The organism is Mesorhizobium sp. M0074 (assembly GCF_040322975.1).
Lineage (GTDB): Bacteria > Pseudomonadota > Alphaproteobacteria > Rhizobiales > Rhizobiaceae > Mesorhizobium.
Genome location: NZ_JAMYUM010000018.1, coordinates 67,617 through 81,966, shown reverse-complemented (window position 1 = coordinate 81,966; position 14,350 = coordinate 67,617). Strand labels below are relative to the sequence as shown.

At 60.5% G+C, this 14,350-nt stretch carries 13 protein-coding genes; 6 read left to right on the top strand and 7 right to left on the bottom strand.

Annotation, left to right across the window (positions count from 1 at the left end; all coding sequences use genetic code 11):
• Positions 1–189 precede the first annotated feature (189 nt).
• Positions 190–1,854 (bottom strand): AfsR/SARP family transcriptional regulator, encoded by a 1,665-nt coding sequence (locus NKJ73_RS23070; RefSeq protein WP_156937507.1) that lies wholly within the window; start codon positions 1,852–1,854, stop codon positions 190–192.
• Positions 1,855–2,082: 228 nt separating this feature from the next.
• Between NKJ73_RS23070 and NKJ73_RS23065 the strand changes: the two genes are divergently transcribed.
• The 6 genes from NKJ73_RS23065 (at position 2,083) to NKJ73_RS23040 (ending at position 8,215) form a co-directional block, all read left to right on the top strand.
• Complete coding sequence (locus NKJ73_RS23065) at positions 2,083–3,738, top strand: vanadium-dependent haloperoxidase (RefSeq protein WP_352571220.1); 1,656 nt, start codon at positions 2,083–2,085, stop codon at positions 3,736–3,738.
• The gene (locus NKJ73_RS23060) at positions 3,738–4,166 is read left to right on the top strand and encodes a hypothetical protein (protein WP_023680785.1); all 429 of its coding nucleotides are present in this window, start codon (positions 3,738–3,740) and stop codon (positions 4,164–4,166) included. The genes NKJ73_RS23065 and NKJ73_RS23060 overlap by 1 nt, the downstream gene beginning before the upstream one ends.
• Positions 4,167–4,244: 78 nt before the next feature.
• Positions 4,245–4,604: a hypothetical protein gene (locus NKJ73_RS23055; protein WP_031213365.1), complete on the top strand. Its 360-nt coding sequence runs from the start codon at positions 4,245–4,247 to the stop codon at positions 4,602–4,604.
• 58 nt (positions 4,605–4,662) lie between these two features.
• The gene (locus NKJ73_RS23050; protein WP_084641896.1) at positions 4,663–5,613 is read left to right on the top strand and encodes a phosphatase PAP2 family protein; all 951 of its coding nucleotides are present in this window, start codon (positions 4,663–4,665) and stop codon (positions 5,611–5,613) included.
• A 12-nt stretch (positions 5,614–5,625) separates the two neighbouring features.
• The gene (locus NKJ73_RS23045; protein WP_352571219.1) at positions 5,626–7,071 is read left to right on the top strand and encodes a S8 family serine peptidase; all 1,446 of its coding nucleotides are present in this window, start codon (positions 5,626–5,628) and stop codon (positions 7,069–7,071) included.
• Between the two features lie 37 nt (positions 7,072–7,108).
• Positions 7,109–8,215, top strand: a complete 1,107-nt coding sequence (locus NKJ73_RS23040) for a hypothetical protein (RefSeq protein WP_352571218.1) — start codon at positions 7,109–7,111, stop codon at positions 8,213–8,215.
• Positions 8,216–8,326: 111 nt separating this feature from the next.
• Here the strand turns inward: NKJ73_RS23040 and NKJ73_RS23035 are convergent, their stop codons facing one another.
• The 6 genes from NKJ73_RS23035 to NKJ73_RS23010 all read right to left on the bottom strand — a co-directional run bounded on the left by NKJ73_RS23035 (position 8,327) and on the right by NKJ73_RS23010 (position 14,339).
• On the bottom strand, positions 8,327–9,376 hold the full coding sequence (locus NKJ73_RS23035) for an L-idonate 5-dehydrogenase (RefSeq protein ID WP_352571217.1): 1,050 nt from the start codon (positions 9,374–9,376) through the stop codon (positions 8,327–8,329).
• The gene (locus tag NKJ73_RS23030; RefSeq protein ID WP_352571216.1) at positions 9,373–10,779 is read right to left on the bottom strand and encodes a TRAP transporter large permease; all 1,407 of its coding nucleotides are present in this window, start codon (positions 10,777–10,779) and stop codon (positions 9,373–9,375) included. Before NKJ73_RS23030 ends, NKJ73_RS23035 begins: the two co-directional genes overlap by 4 nt.
• Positions 10,780–10,782: 3 nt before the next feature.
• On the bottom strand, positions 10,783–11,355 hold the full coding sequence (locus tag NKJ73_RS23025) for a TRAP transporter small permease (RefSeq protein WP_352571215.1): 573 nt from the start codon (positions 11,353–11,355) through the stop codon (positions 10,783–10,785).
• A gap of 138 nt (positions 11,356–11,493) precedes the next feature.
• Positions 11,494–12,468: a sialic acid TRAP transporter substrate-binding protein SiaP gene (locus NKJ73_RS23020; protein WP_502894239.1), complete on the bottom strand. Its 975-nt coding sequence runs from the start codon at positions 12,466–12,468 to the stop codon at positions 11,494–11,496.
• Between the two features lie 51 nt (positions 12,469–12,519).
• Positions 12,520–13,239, bottom strand: coding sequence for a FadR/GntR family transcriptional regulator (locus NKJ73_RS23015; RefSeq protein ID WP_352452148.1), 720 nt, complete (start codon positions 13,237–13,239; stop codon positions 12,520–12,522).
• A 194-nt stretch (positions 13,240–13,433) separates the two neighbouring features.
• Positions 13,434–14,339: a DMT family transporter gene (locus tag NKJ73_RS23010; protein WP_023674272.1), complete on the bottom strand. Its 906-nt coding sequence runs from the start codon at positions 14,337–14,339 to the stop codon at positions 13,434–13,436.
• Positions 14,340–14,350 lie beyond the last annotated feature (11 nt).

Below are 14,350 nucleotides of genomic sequence, written 5' to 3'. Positions count from 1 at the left end.
CCGATACGATGGTCGGCTATGGCGGCAACGACACTACTATGTCGACAACGCTGGCGACAGGGTGTGTCTCGGGTCGCTCAAGGGTCCGTTCCGGACATATCGGCAGGAGGCTGCACCGCTCTAACGGCCGAGGCCCAATCAATCCGAACGACCGAGTTCGATCTCGATACGTCGTCGATGAAATGCCGCCTAAAGACCGACGCTAGCCAGAGCCGAACCTATCAATTCAACGCTTCTCGGGTTGGGAAATGGCCCGAAATTGTTTCTGATTTTCTGGCTGGCGATATCAGGGTCCTTCGTCCGAAGCTGGCCGAACAGTTCGCGGGCCTCGTCCTTGAGGCCGAGATGCGCCAACGCAGCCCCATAATAGCGGAGTGTCGGGGGATACGAAATCTCGCGCCCCCCCGGTTCAAGCGCGAGAGCGCGACGCCCCTCGCGGGCGGCCGCTTCGAAATCACCCGACATCGCCTCAATCATGCACAGTGACGTCGCGAAGCAATATCGAAACGTCAAGTTCTTTCCAAGTATCTCTGCCTTCTTAGCCGCTGCCCTAGCCTCTGAATAACGTCCAGTATAGAAGTTTAGCATAGAGAATGCGTCGTAGTACATGACATTTTGTGTACCCGTCTGCCTTGCTTTTTCCAAATATTCTCCGGCAGTAGTGAAATCTTGAAGGAGGAACGCGTGTACGTGGGCGCATAGAGACAGGGCTGCGCCATTAAATGGATCAAGGTCCATAGCCACGCGCATGTCGTCCTTGCACTCTTCGATCGTAAGGCGATAGTCGTAGGCATGCGAACGGTCGTAAAGAAATACAGCCTGATACGCGCGCCAAGCATGAAAGATGCCCTGGCGGCTGAGTCCATTTGCTTCGGTCAGCGTCGCACGGCTGGCTCTGACGTCGGACGGGCTAAGGCTGAACATCTGCGCTGTAGCAGTCAGAAGCCGTTTTCGGCTGAGATGGGAATCGTCCAGCGCATCGAGCGAGAGAATGTTCCGGTGCAGGAGACGGTCAACACAGTTGGTTGCGAAGGCCTGAAGATCCCGCTCCAGTGCCAGCGTCTTTCCGCCAAGCTTTACCACCGTACTCATGCTGACCATAACGTCCCGGTTGGTCGAACCGACGCACATAATGGCAACCGCCAGAGTATCGTAGGCGCTCTCCGTCTTGATCAGCAGATCCAAGTCCTGCGCGTCGGCAGCACTTCGCGGCCCGTTGCGAGCGGGATCCGGGACGGAAACCCGAAAGCAGCCCGTTTCCTCAAGGCCGGAGATGACGGCCTGCCGAAAGAGTTCAGGCAAAATCATGGCGCCGACCGCACCATTGTGCCAAGCATCCAAGCCGATGCTCACGACCAGACGCCTGTCGGGCTGCGCGCCACTGCGTCGAGTGTCGTCGGCCCCCGGACTGGTCACTCTCGGCGCCGCCGTTTGCCGCTGGCTTCGCCTCTCGCGCAGCCATTCCTCGAACCCTTCCTCTCCAGCAATGTCGAGGCCTTCAAGAAGCGTTCCGTTCGTCTGAGCGCTTTCACCCTCGCCCAATGCGTCGACGTCACACCGGTCGAGCCGAAGGCAGACGGTTTCGCGATCGATATGAAGCAGATCGGCCAAGTCCCCCGCGAGCAGCGCGCGCAACGATGACAGCTCGCGTCGAAGGCTGTTTTGAGACTCCGTCTTCTCGCATCGCCCCCATAGCATGTCCTGCAGCGAGGCTCGGGAACGCTCCCCGTTCCGGGAAAACGCAAGAATCGCAAGCAAGGCACGTGCCTTCTTGCTCGGCACGGCAATCTGACGGCCGTGCATATCCTCAAGTCGAAAGATGCCCCGCAGCGTAAGCCGCGCGATGAGTTGCATGGCCATTTCCAGCCTACCCTCGAAACCCCGGCCATCTCTATAGCATAGACCGCAAAAGAATACACAATCTCACTCGATCGCGCGTTCAGTGATGGTCTTTTCACGCATTTTTCACGCAACAACGACGGAAATTCGGACGGTTTTGGAACGCGGGCATGGTCATTTCCCGCGTCGGCGGCGCACTGAAATCAAAATCTTGCTTGCGCTACCAAGATGGAGGCTAAAAAAATGTTAGATCAATTTGATCCGATCTTGTTCTGGAGCAGGGCTTCACTCGAAGCGCAACGCCAGGACTATACGTTCGGCGATGGAACGGGCATCGACGAGGCCGGAAAAGGCCGAACAAAGCTTGAACCGAAAGTGGGCGGGCCGACGCGTGCGTCCCGCGCGCTGGCAATCGTGCATATCGCCATGTACGACGCCCTGCTGATGGCCGATCCGGCTTCATTCCACAACAACCATCATCGGTTTGCTCGGCTGGCCGCATATCAGCCCATGCTCCCTGCCGCGCCTGCCGTGATCAGCCGTGAAGCCGCTGTCGCCGGAGCGGCGTCGGTCACGATCCGGCTGTTGTTCGAAGACGCCTTCGTTGAGCAGCTCGTTACGGAATACCGACTGCATCTGTATGAAAAGGGCCAGTCGGCGCAGGCGATCGAAAACGGGCTCGAGTATGGCGCTGCCATCGGCCGGATGCTCGCGGACGCTCGGTCCGCCGACGGTTCGGGAACACGGGATAGGCAATACCGCGCCTTCGGCCTACCAGGAACCTTCAGCCTTGACCCCTATTCGCCCCTGGGCGCCGCCGTGCTGGGTGCGACATGGGGTTTCGACGTTAGGCCCTTCGTCACCTACCCTGCCGGCGCGATAGAGTTTGTCGGGCCAAGCGAGGCCCTTGGAGAGCGGCCGCCGCAGCCGGGCCAGACAGAGCCCCTGGGGTCGTTTCTCGAAGCAATGAACTGGCCGGCGGATCGCGACCTGGTCGCCGGCAAAGGCGCTGCTCCAGGGACCGACCGGTTGACACGAACAGCCGAGGAAACGCTCATCGGAACCTTCTGGGCCTATGACGGGGTTCGCGGGATCGGCTTGCCGCCGCGCCTCTACAATCAATGTCTTCACGCGATCGCGGAGCAGGCGAACTTCTCGACGGAGGCGTTGGCCGTTCTGCTGGCCATCTGCAACCTGGGAATGGCCGATGCCGGCATTGCCGCGTGGCGCGAAAAATTCACCTATCATGTCGCACGGCCGGCAACCTTGCTTCGCACCAACGAGGCCGGATTCAGGGAGGGTACCGCGTCCGTGCCGACCTTCGATCAGGCCAGGCTCTCAATGCCCGCCGGAGAGGCCGGCAAACCGGACTATACCTCCATCAAGGCATGGCTCGAATTGCCACCCGACACACCTTCGCTGGTCGAATCGGATGCGCATTGGGCCCCCCTCGGGGCACCACAGACGAATTCCGTCCCGCGTGGCGGCGATGGTCCGAAGTCACGAACGCCGCAGTTTCCGGCCTATCCATCGGGGCATGCGACCTTCGGTTCAACCTGCTTCGGGCTCGCAAGCGAGCTGCTTGAAGCTCTGGGCGGCGGCAAAGATCTCGTCTTTGCCTTCGTATCCGATGAGTATGATGGCCGCGCCATCGACCCGGACGGGTCCGTGCGTCCCCACCATGTCCGCCAGATGACGCTTGCCCAGGCAATCCATGAGAATGCCGTCAGCCGTCTCTATCTCGGTGTGCATTGGCAGATGGACGCTGTCGAAGGTGTGCGTCTTGGCCGCAACCTGATCGACGTCATGAAGTCCAACCCCGTTGGGCCTCTGCACGCGATCATCCCCGACGATCCTTTCGAGTCTGAACTCGCCGCCAAAGCAAAGGAGATGATGTGATGAACAACTTTCGCACGCGTATGGCGAACCAACTTAGTCATAGCCGCTGTGAAGATCCAGCTCGGCCGATCACGCCGGCCTCGTCAGAGACGTTAATCGTCGAGCTCAAGGACGACACGCTCTCGATCAGCGACACGCATCTGTTCGACTTCCCGAATAGCAAGCATGGGCTATTTGCCGCCAATAACCGCATTCACGCACGCAAGGTCAAACAGGACGGCGACGACACCGTGTTCGAAATGCTGGAAAAAATCGATCAGCCGGACGCCAAGCCGTTTCTAGTCCTTGCAGGCCGGCCGCATGACTGCCGCCTAAGCATCGGGGCCGACGGGATTCGCCGATTGCGAGCCTACGGCACCGATGATGGAAACGGACGCCTGAACTGCGGCGGGTGGATATTCGACGCCCTGCAGTCGTCTTCCGCCTGACATTCCCCAAATCAATGGACGCCATCGGTTGCGGTGGCGTCCACACCCGAAACGCGATCACTCTGTGGGAGAAATAAAATGGACAATTATCCGGTATGGGGACTTTTGATTGCTTTCAACGGAGCGACTATATTTCTTCTGCGCTCCGTATTCACAAGCATTGACTACAAATCGATTATGTTGGAGAAGAATATCCAGGACGACAACGGCGTAGCTCCTGTCGAGAGCTACAGTCGTGTAGCCGGCATGCTTGGGGCATCTTTGATGGTTACGCTATTCTGGGGCGCGAGCAACGTCGTCCTCTACTTTGCGATCGTGCGGCCCGATCAGGTTTCTGGAATCGTCACCAGTGTCGGGAATTTTCTTTTCTACGGCGCATCGCTCTTTCTTCCATACGCGGCCAACCAACTGAAGGCGATGTTCCAGAAGCCGGCATGACGACCGCTTGCAGAAATTATAACACGGGGCAGCCTTTTCGAAGAAGGCTGCCGGGCAAATGGGGGACAAAGAGATGGGACTTCAACCTGTTGACCAACTGGATTTTAGGATCAGTTCGAATATCGTCCTGACAAGACGCGGCGAAATCGGCTTTCTTCAAACAGACAACGCTCTCTTCACGGAATTTTTTAAAGATCTGCCCAATGCGAACAAGTTCGCTGCGGCCTTTGCGGGATCCCTATCGCGTTCCCGCAGCAGCTTCGAAGTCCTTTCGCGCTCACGGTCCCGCTCGCGGTCAAGATCGCGATCGCGATCACGTTCAAGATCAACTGCGCAGGTGGAGCGCGGCGGCGGCGCAGTCGGCGAGGTTCTCGCGTCCTGGGACGTCGTGAGGCGGCTTTACGCTGCGGGGATGTTGGACGGGACTTACCCTTTCGAGGCCCTGCAGATAAAACCGCCGCCGGGTCCGTCGGAAGCTGCCGCCGAAATTGCAGCGCTTCACGTTCACCAACTGAGCCTTGTCAACGATCGCGCCAGGCAGGAAGAGATCCTGTCGCAGGCCGACACATCCAATCTGTCGGACATCTTTGCCCCTCTCGGCATCGAAAGCGGCGGCTTCGACAGTACTGAGAGGATGATCGAACTGATCCTGCAGGTCGCCGAGCGCGTTGGCTACTTTTACAAGGCCGTCTTCAATCGCCAGCGACCGAACCAGGTGGACTCCCGGTTGAGGCCATTCATCCCCGTTCCGCCTCATGCGGCATTTCCAAGCAACCATTCGTTTCAAATGTTCTGCATCGCCGAGGTTCTCACGCGCCTGATACCGGAACATCCCGGCACAACCGAACTGTTCTTCGTTGCCGAGCGCGTCGCCGAAAACCGTGAGCACGCGGGGCTACATTACCGTTCGGATACGGAGGCCGGCCAGGCTCTGGCCAGGCAGTTCGCACCGTTTTTCATCAATTTGTGCAGCCGCGAGATGCGTCAAGCTCTCCTGGAATGGCACTGAGGGAGGGGAGCTATGGAACCGGACACTGCACCAGGACAGGAGCGGACCGAGTCCCCTCTTTTCTATCTCTGGCATCTTGCCAGCATTGGCTTGCTCGACGCGCAAAGACCAGGCGTTGTGCCGCCAATCTGGTCAAAGGGCCTGCCTGAGAGCCGGGTCGCCATTATCGACAGCGGCTGCACATCGAGGCATCCAAATCTGCCAGCTAGCTGCATCGAAGCCCGGCTGGACGTGGCGGTGTCGACCGACGGAGTAGTCTATCGCGAGGAGGACCGGCGCGCCGCCCGGGATGGCTGGCAGAACCTTGAAGCGACGATGGCTCCAATATTGAAAATGATCGCCGACGACGCCGTTCGCGACGATATTGCCCGGCGCATCAAAGCGATGTCCGAAGGGGAGCCCCGGCTTGTCAACGCTGCCGATCCGGCAGAGCGTTTTGCCGGACACGGCACCTCTTGCGCCGGTCTTATAGCAGGCCGGACACTGAAGGAGCCGCCGGCGGGGTCGGCGCCTGCGCTCGATGGCGCCGTTTTGCCGTACTTTGGCGTGAATCCGTTTGCGACGATTATTCCGGTCGCCACCCCCTACAGCCATGAAATCGCTCCACTTGTCACCGCGCTTCTGCACGCGGTCGCCTGTCGCGCCGATGTCATTCTGCTGCCGCGATCGGTGAACGATCTCGGCAGGTTGGCCAGAGGGAAGAACGCGTCTGGGACGGGTGTTCGCATGACGCGGTTCGACGACGACGAGGCGTTGGCCACCGACAAGAAGATCTTTGAGCATCTCCTGGCAGCGATCGCAGCGGATCGTCCGGTCATTCTCGCGGCCGGGAATGACGGAATGGCCGAACCGGCCTATCCCGCGGCATTGGCGACTGCGACGGAGGCACCCTTCGGAGCGACATCTCTGATCGTTGTTGGCGCGGGCAATCAGCTGGGGTGGCGTTCCGCCTACTCGAGCGGCACCTACGCTTCAGGCGTTACGATCTACGGCCCGAGTGACGACGAGGCTATGATCACCGACCATGTCGTACGAATTGACCTCGCCGCTGCGATGGGCAGCGCAATTGCCAGGTCGGTTGGGCCAGCACGTGCGAAGGCCGGAGCCGAATATTCACCCTTCAGTGTTCTGGCGATTGACGTACCTGCCCGCCTGGCCGGCGATGCGGACGTCATCGACGAAACAACACCCCTGCCGACCGGGCTTCTCTATACCCGCTTCGGCGGAACCTCGGCCGCATCGGCGCTGATTGCAGGTCTGGCTTCGTTGATTCAAGCGAAGGCACTTGCCGACAGCAGCAAACGACACTCCGGCAGCCAATTGCGCGAGCTGCTGCTGAGCAAACGTCCAGCTGAACTGGTGCTTACCTCATCAGGCTCGTCGCGCTCGAAACTTAATAAGGGAGACCAGCCACCCCCTTACGTCCAGATCAGCGACGTCGTGCCAAACAAACCATGAAGGCACGACTGTAAGTCGCGATTATTTGGAGGCAAGCATGGAAGACGGCACAGAGAAGGCAACGGCAGCGGCCGACCCGAGATCTGTATTCCCCGGCTCTGGGAGGCAATGTCCGAAATGTGACGAGCCGATCTCCTTAAAAGCCATTCGATGCCCTCACTGCCTGGCAGATCTCGGTAGAGGGGCAACCAGATGGCAAAAGGTGACACTTGGTGCAAAACTCGTACGCGACTGGATCGGGTTTCCTGCGGCAGTGGCTGCGCTATTAACTGCATTCTTCACCCCGACGGTCGCTGCCATGCTGAGTTGGTTCGACCAAGACAGAGCCTATGTGACGGCCGAGCTATTTAATCCCGACATTGTCAATGTAGGTCTAGACGATCGCGGAGTGAGCGACCAAACGGACAGGGTGACGCAATACATCTCTTTGATCCGCGTCGGCGGAAAGAATACCGGCTATTCTACCGCCTCGATCAGATCGAATTTTCGCTGCGCATTGCAGACCTCCGACGGCGCCGGCATGGATTATTATTTCGACTTCTATGACATTCAATCCCAGAGGAAGTTTTTTCCAACCTTGGACGCCGGACAGTCGATCATCACTTTCGGAAAGCTTACTGGTTCTCAAGAACACGATTCAGCTACGGGTATGAATACCTGTGAATTTTCTTATGTTGACCGGTACGGCCCGCGGCCCCCTTACATCGTGTCACTTTCCGACCGCGCAAGGTCAGAGATTGCAGGGCTCGCAATCGGAGATGAGCAAGCGGAACTACAGTCGCAATTCTGTGCTGGAATGGTGACGCAGATGCGGCTGAGCGACAAAACCATAGCCGACTGTGTAAACGACACACATGCAATCGCGATTGAGCCGATATATTTGTGGAAAAGCGCGGTCGCACGCGCAATGCAATTCTCAACGGCGTTCGGCACGATGACCGGCCAGCAGTCGAAACGTGCCGCGGGCGCTATCCTCGTCTGTAACGACAGCCCAGACAACTGCAAGCAGACAGATGCGAACATGTTGTCCGAAATGGACACGGCACTTAGTCGCTTCCAGCCGCCCATAACAACTTGGTTCTGCAGTTCAAAGCCAGGACTATCTTTGGCGGACTGCACACGGCGTGATTTCCCTCTTCCCTGAGCCGGCGTTCCATCTGAGCGACCCGTTCCACGAAACGTCAGCACAGAACAAGTGATTGAGTTTGACTGCCAACGTTCTCGCGCGGCTCAATGCGTTTGGGCCGTTTCCCGATCAGTCCGCAGTGAGCACGACCTTGACGCTTTGTGAACGGTCGGCGGCAAGAAGGAAGGCGTCGGGCGCGGAAGAAAGCGTGCGCTCGGCGGTCACCAGCTTGAGGACATCCACCTCCCCCGAAACGATGAGATCGACCGCCCGGCCGAACTCCGTGCCGAAGCGGAATGTGCCTTTGAGGTCGATCTCCTTGGCCATCACTGCATTGGCAGGCAGCGGGATCTGGCCACCGGGAAGATTGCCGACCTGGACCACCGTGCCGCCGCGCTGGACGCTGGCGATCGCCGCGGCAAGGCCGGCGGCAGTACCTGAAATCTCGAACGCCACATCAAGCGAACCGCCGGCAGCAAGCGCCTGGAGCTCGGCGTCGCCGCCGGAAAGGTCGATCGTCCTGTCGGCGCCCAAACTGCGGGCGAAGGCGAGCGGAGCGGCGGCGATATCGGCGACCGTAAGCTCAGCGCAGCCGGCAAGCCTGGCCGCAAGCATGGCCAAGAGACCGATGGGGCCGGCACCGAACAGGATGACGTTGCGGCCCCTGATGTCGCCCGCCCGCGCAACGGCGTGCAGGCTGACCGCCAGCGGCTCGGCAAGTGCGGCCGCCTGGTAGGCCACGTCAGATGGAACCTTGAAACATTGCGCGGGCGTGGCGTCGAACAGGCTGGCGAAGCCGCCCTGCATATGTGGCGTCTTCGATGCCGAACCCATGAAGTAGATGTTTTCGCAGAGATTGGCGCGCTCTTCCAGGCATCGCGCGCAATGCCCGCACCAGCGCGACGGATTGACCGCGACATGGTCGCCGACGCCCAGGCCGGGTGCCGCGCCGTTGATCTCGACGACTTCGCCGGAGATTTCATGGCCGAGGACAAGCGGCGAGGTGACGACGAAGTCGCCGGTCCGGGCATGGCGGAAATAATGCAGGTCGGAGCCGCAGATGCCCCCTGCCCCAAAGCGCACCCGCACCATGCCTGGTGCCAGCGGTTCGAGCGGATGCTCCACGACGCGCAGGTCCTGCGGGCCGAACAGCGTCGCCGCAGTCACCTGGCCGCTCACCGGATCAGTCCCATCTCGGTCGGCAGCCAAAGCGTGATGGCGGGTATGAAGGTGATCAGAAGCAGCGCCACGATAAGCGGCACCAGCCACGGCAGGATCGCCATGGTGGTGCGCTCGACCGAAAGCTTGGCGACGCGCGACAGCACGAACAGCACCATGCCGAGCGGCGGGTGCAAAAGCCCGATCATCAGGTTGAGCGTCATGATCAGGCCGAAATGCACCGGGTTGATGCTGTAGACGGCGGCGACCGGCAGCAGGATCGGCACCAGAATCGTGATCGCGGCGATCGTATCGAGGAAGCAGCCGACCACCAGCATCAGGATGTTGACCAGGATCAGGAAGACCCATTTGTTTTCGGTGAGCGCGAAAATGAAGTTCGAAAACAGCTGTGCCGCCTGGCTGACGGTGAGCAGCCAGGCGAAGATCGATGCGGCGGTAACGATGAACAGCACCGACGCGGTCGTTTCGATCGTGTCGAAGCTGGCCTTGGCAAGCAAACGCAGCGTCATCGTGCGGTAGCGCACCAGCCCGAGGAAAAGCGACCAGATCACGGCCGCCATCGCCGCCTCGGTCGGCGTGAACCAGCCCATCGTCATGCCGCCGATCAGGATGACCGGCGTCATCAGCGCCATGACCGCGGAGAAATCGAAATACCAGTCCGCGGCGATCAGCAGCAGCAGCGCGATGCCGACCGCGATGTTGATCGACAGGCCAAGCTGCACAAGCACATAGCAGCCAATCGGAAAGGCAGCCACCACCAGCACCTCGCCCGCCGCTTCGGCGAGCCGCCGAAGCTCGAAAGGCGTGTCGGAACCCCAGCCGCGATTGTACGCAAAGATGGCAACCGTAATCATCATCAGCACGGTCATGACCACGCCGGGCAGGATGCCGGCCATGAACAGCGCGCCGATCGAGACATTGGCCATCATGCCGTAGATGACGAAGGGCAGCGAGGGCGGAAAGATCGGCCCGAGCGTGGCGGAAGCGGCGGTAACCCCGACCGCGGCGTCGATAGGATAGCCGTGGTCCTTCATCGCCTTGATCTCGATGGTGCCGATGCCGGCGGCGTCGGCGAGCGCGGTGCCCGACATGCCGGAAAAGATCACCGATCCGATGATGTTGACCTGCGCCAGGCCGCCCTTCATCCAGCCGACCAGGGCAAGGGCGAAGGAATAGATGCGCCCGGTGACGCCGGCGATGTTCATGAGGTTGCCGGCCAGGATGAAGAAGGGCACGGCGAGCAGCGGAAAGCTCTCCACCCCGGCGATCATGCGCTGGGCTGCGATGATATCGGGCGCCACGCCGTAGATGATGAGGTAAAGGATCGAGGCGGCCGCCATCGAAACAGCGACCGGCACGCCGATGAGCATCAGGACAAGAAAGCCCCCTACCAGAAGCAGCATCGCTCAGACCCCCGCTGTCTCGAACGCACCGGGACGCTCGAGCACCGAATAGCCGCGCCGGTAATTGCCGATAAAGACCTGGATCGAGCGCAGAAGCATCAGCACGAAGCCCGCCAGTACGGCGTAGAAGAACCAGCGCCGCGGCAGGTTGACGGTGACCATGCGCTCATGCGCCACGATCGTGACGTAGCGCCACATCAGCCACGATCCGTAGGCGAAGAATGCGATGCGGACAATATCGACGGCGAGCGCCAGCCAGCGGCCGACACGCTCCGGCAGATAGTGGTAAAGCACGTCGACATGGATATGGCGCGAAAGGCGCACGCACATGGCGGCACCGAGAAAGACAACGACGACGAGCGCGTTGATGGCGATCTCCTCGGTCCAGGCAAAGCTGTTGTTCAGCGCATAGCGGGTGAAGAACTGCAGGAAGACACAGACGACCATGCCCCAGAACACGGCAAGCGTGACCCAATCCTCGATACCGTGGTCCGACAGGTCGACGTCGACCGGCACCTCCTCGAAGGCGTGCGCGATCTCTTCGACGGTGATCTCGGTGTGGTGTTCCTCGGCCATTGGCGCGGGCTCCCGAAGCTGGTGGGTCGTCAAGGATTGGAAAGGCCGTCCGGCGCAATTTGAAGCCGGACGGATGGGCAAGTGGCGAATCCGATTGCCGCCCTATCCTCTTGGTTGAGCATCCGATTTCCCGATGCCCTACTTGATGGCGCGGATCGCTTCCCAATCGGCCTTGTTGTAGCCGAACTCCTCGAAGGTGACCTTCTCCAGCACATTCTTCTCGAAGTCGGCACGGTCGACATCGGTTACGGTGATGCCGCGGTCCTTGAATACCTGCACCAGTTCCTTTTCGCGGGCGACGATCTTCGCCGTGGCGCGGGCGGCGGCCTCCTGCATCACCTCGGTGAAGATCTTCTTGTCCTCGTCGGACAGCGAGGCCCAGCGCGACGCCGATATGATGGTGTTGAGATGATCGACGATGTGGCCAGTCAGCACGATGTTCTTCTGCACCTCGTAGAATTTCTTCGCTTCGATGGTGGTCAGCGGGTTCTCCTGGGCCTCGACCGTGCCGTTCTGCAGAGCCAGGTAGACCTCGGCGAAGGCAATCGGCGCCGTGTTGGCGCCGCAGGCACGCGGCATGGCCAGGTAGGCCGGCACGTCGGGAACGCGCATCTTCAAGCCCTGCATGTCGGAGCACTTGGCGATCGGCCGGTTCGAGGTGGTCTGCCGCGTCCCGTAATAGGTGGTGGCGACGATATGATTGCCGGTCTTGTCCTCATAGCCCTTGGTCAGGGCCTTGTAGACGTCGCTCTTTGTGTATTTCAGCAGATGGTCGGCATCGCGGAAAGTGTATGGGAAATAGGTGACGCCGATCGGTGGATATTCGCGCGCCGCGAAGCTCGATCCGGAAATGATGATGTCGACGGTGCCGAGCATCAGGCCCTGGTTGATGTCCGCTTCCTTGCCAAGCTGCGAGGCCGGATAGACGTCGATGGCGTAGCGGCCTTGGGTGCGCTTCTTGATCTCGTCGGCCGCCCACACGGATTCGGTGTGGAAGGGCTCCGTCGTCTCGTAGACATGCGCCCATTTCAGGACCGTTTCCGCCGAGGCCGACGCCATGGGTATAGCAATTGCGGCGATCGCACCGAGCAGAACTGCGTATTTTCTCAGCATCTAATTCCTCCCTGGTTGAATTTGACGGCCGGATCTCCCCCCGGCCAACTGCTATTCCGCAACCTCCTTGGCTGCGGCTCTCTCATCGAAATTGCGTGAGAATCTGATTTGGGACTGGCGCAGATGCTGCTGCATGGCGGCCTTGGCCCGCTCGGGGTCGCGCGCGGCAATTGCATCGCGCACGGCACGATGTTCCTTTGCCGCGACCTGCCAGGAATCGCTGGTCTCGAAATAGATTGACAGGCGTTCGAAGTACGGGTTCATGCGCTGGTCGAAAAGCTCGCCGATGAAGCGCACCAGCACCGCGTTCTCGAGAATGCCGGCGACAGCGGTGTGGAATTCCCGGTCGAGCGCAATGGTCATCTTGTTGGGGTGACGCATGGCCTCCATCCGGCGCAGCACGTCGTCGAGCCGTTCGATATCTGCAGGCCGGACATGGAGGGCCGCTTCGGCGGCGATCGCGCCTTCGACGAATTCGCGCGCGCGCAACAGCTCGAACGGGCCTTCCTCGACTTCGGGTTCGGAGGCGGCGGCGCTCGGCGGATCGGTGACGTAGATACCCGAGCCGACGCGGATGCGTATGCGGCCTTCGACCTCCAGCGCTATCAGCGCTTCACGGACTGTCGGGCGGGAAATTCCGAGCTGGTCGGCCAGATCCCGCTCGGTCGGCAGGCGGTCGCCGACGGAAAACTCGCCGGCATCGATCAGCTGCCTGAGCTGATCGGCTACCTGTCGGTAAAGCCGGCGTGGTTCAACGGCCTGGATCGGCATGCGCGTTTAGTTCCCTCCCGGGCCAACCCTGGTACATTGGTCTGACCCATTGACCGCAGCCTAAACTGACGACCAAGAGAGTCAAGCTGGATAAAAAAGACAGAAGAAGAAGGCGCCCTGACCCATCTATCCGGTGCACCTATGTGGCGCGGCCCGCGCAGCGGAAGGCGGCGCATTGCGAAGTATTGCATGCGTCAGCGCCGTCCTCCGCGAATGACCAGGACGTTTCCGGCGGCAACGAGGACGAGCCCGATGATCGCGTACGCAGTCCAGTCATAACCTTCCAGCGCCGTGGAGATCAAAAGCGCAAAGACGGGAAATATGACGGTCGCATAGCCGGCGCGGGCGCCGCCAATGCGTCCGAGCAGCGTCAGGTAGGCGGCGAAAGCCATGACCGTCGATATGACGGCGAGGAAGACCAGCGAGCCGATATAAGGGGCGGTCGTCGCGAACACGAACGGCTCACCAAGCAGGAAGGCCAGGAACGCCGACCACAGAGTGCCATAAAGCATGCCCCAGGCGCTCGTTGAAACGAGCGGCAGGTCGCGGCGCTGGTTTGCGACGGAGACGAGATTGCCGGCGCAGAAGCTCAGCGTGCCGCAGAGGCACAGGAGAAGGCCCACCAACGTGCCGCCGGAAAGCCCGTTGGCAGCGATTTCGGGAAAGAACATCAGCGCTATTCCGGCGAAGCCGATGATGCCGCCGGCGAGAATGCGCGGCGCCGGGCGCTCGCCGATGACCAAGGCACCGAGCAGCATGTTGATGACCGAGGCGAGCGAAAAGACGACCGAGAGCAAGCCGCTGACGAGATAGCCGGCGCCATAATAGAAAAACAGGAAGTTCGACGAGAAGATAAGGATGCCAAGCACAGCAAAGCGCAAATGATCGGCGATCGGAAAGCGGAGCCGCCGACCGGAAAAACCCGCCCAGGCAAACATCAGCAGCGTGGCGATGGCGAAGCGCCAGACCAGATTGACCTCGTTCGACACGCCGCTGCCGACCTGAAGTTCGATCGCGAACCACGATGCGCTCCAGGCAATGACCGTCAGCGCGTAAAGCCCGTAGTCGACGGGTTCGAAGGGGCGGTCGCGCGTCGTCATGCGCATTTCCG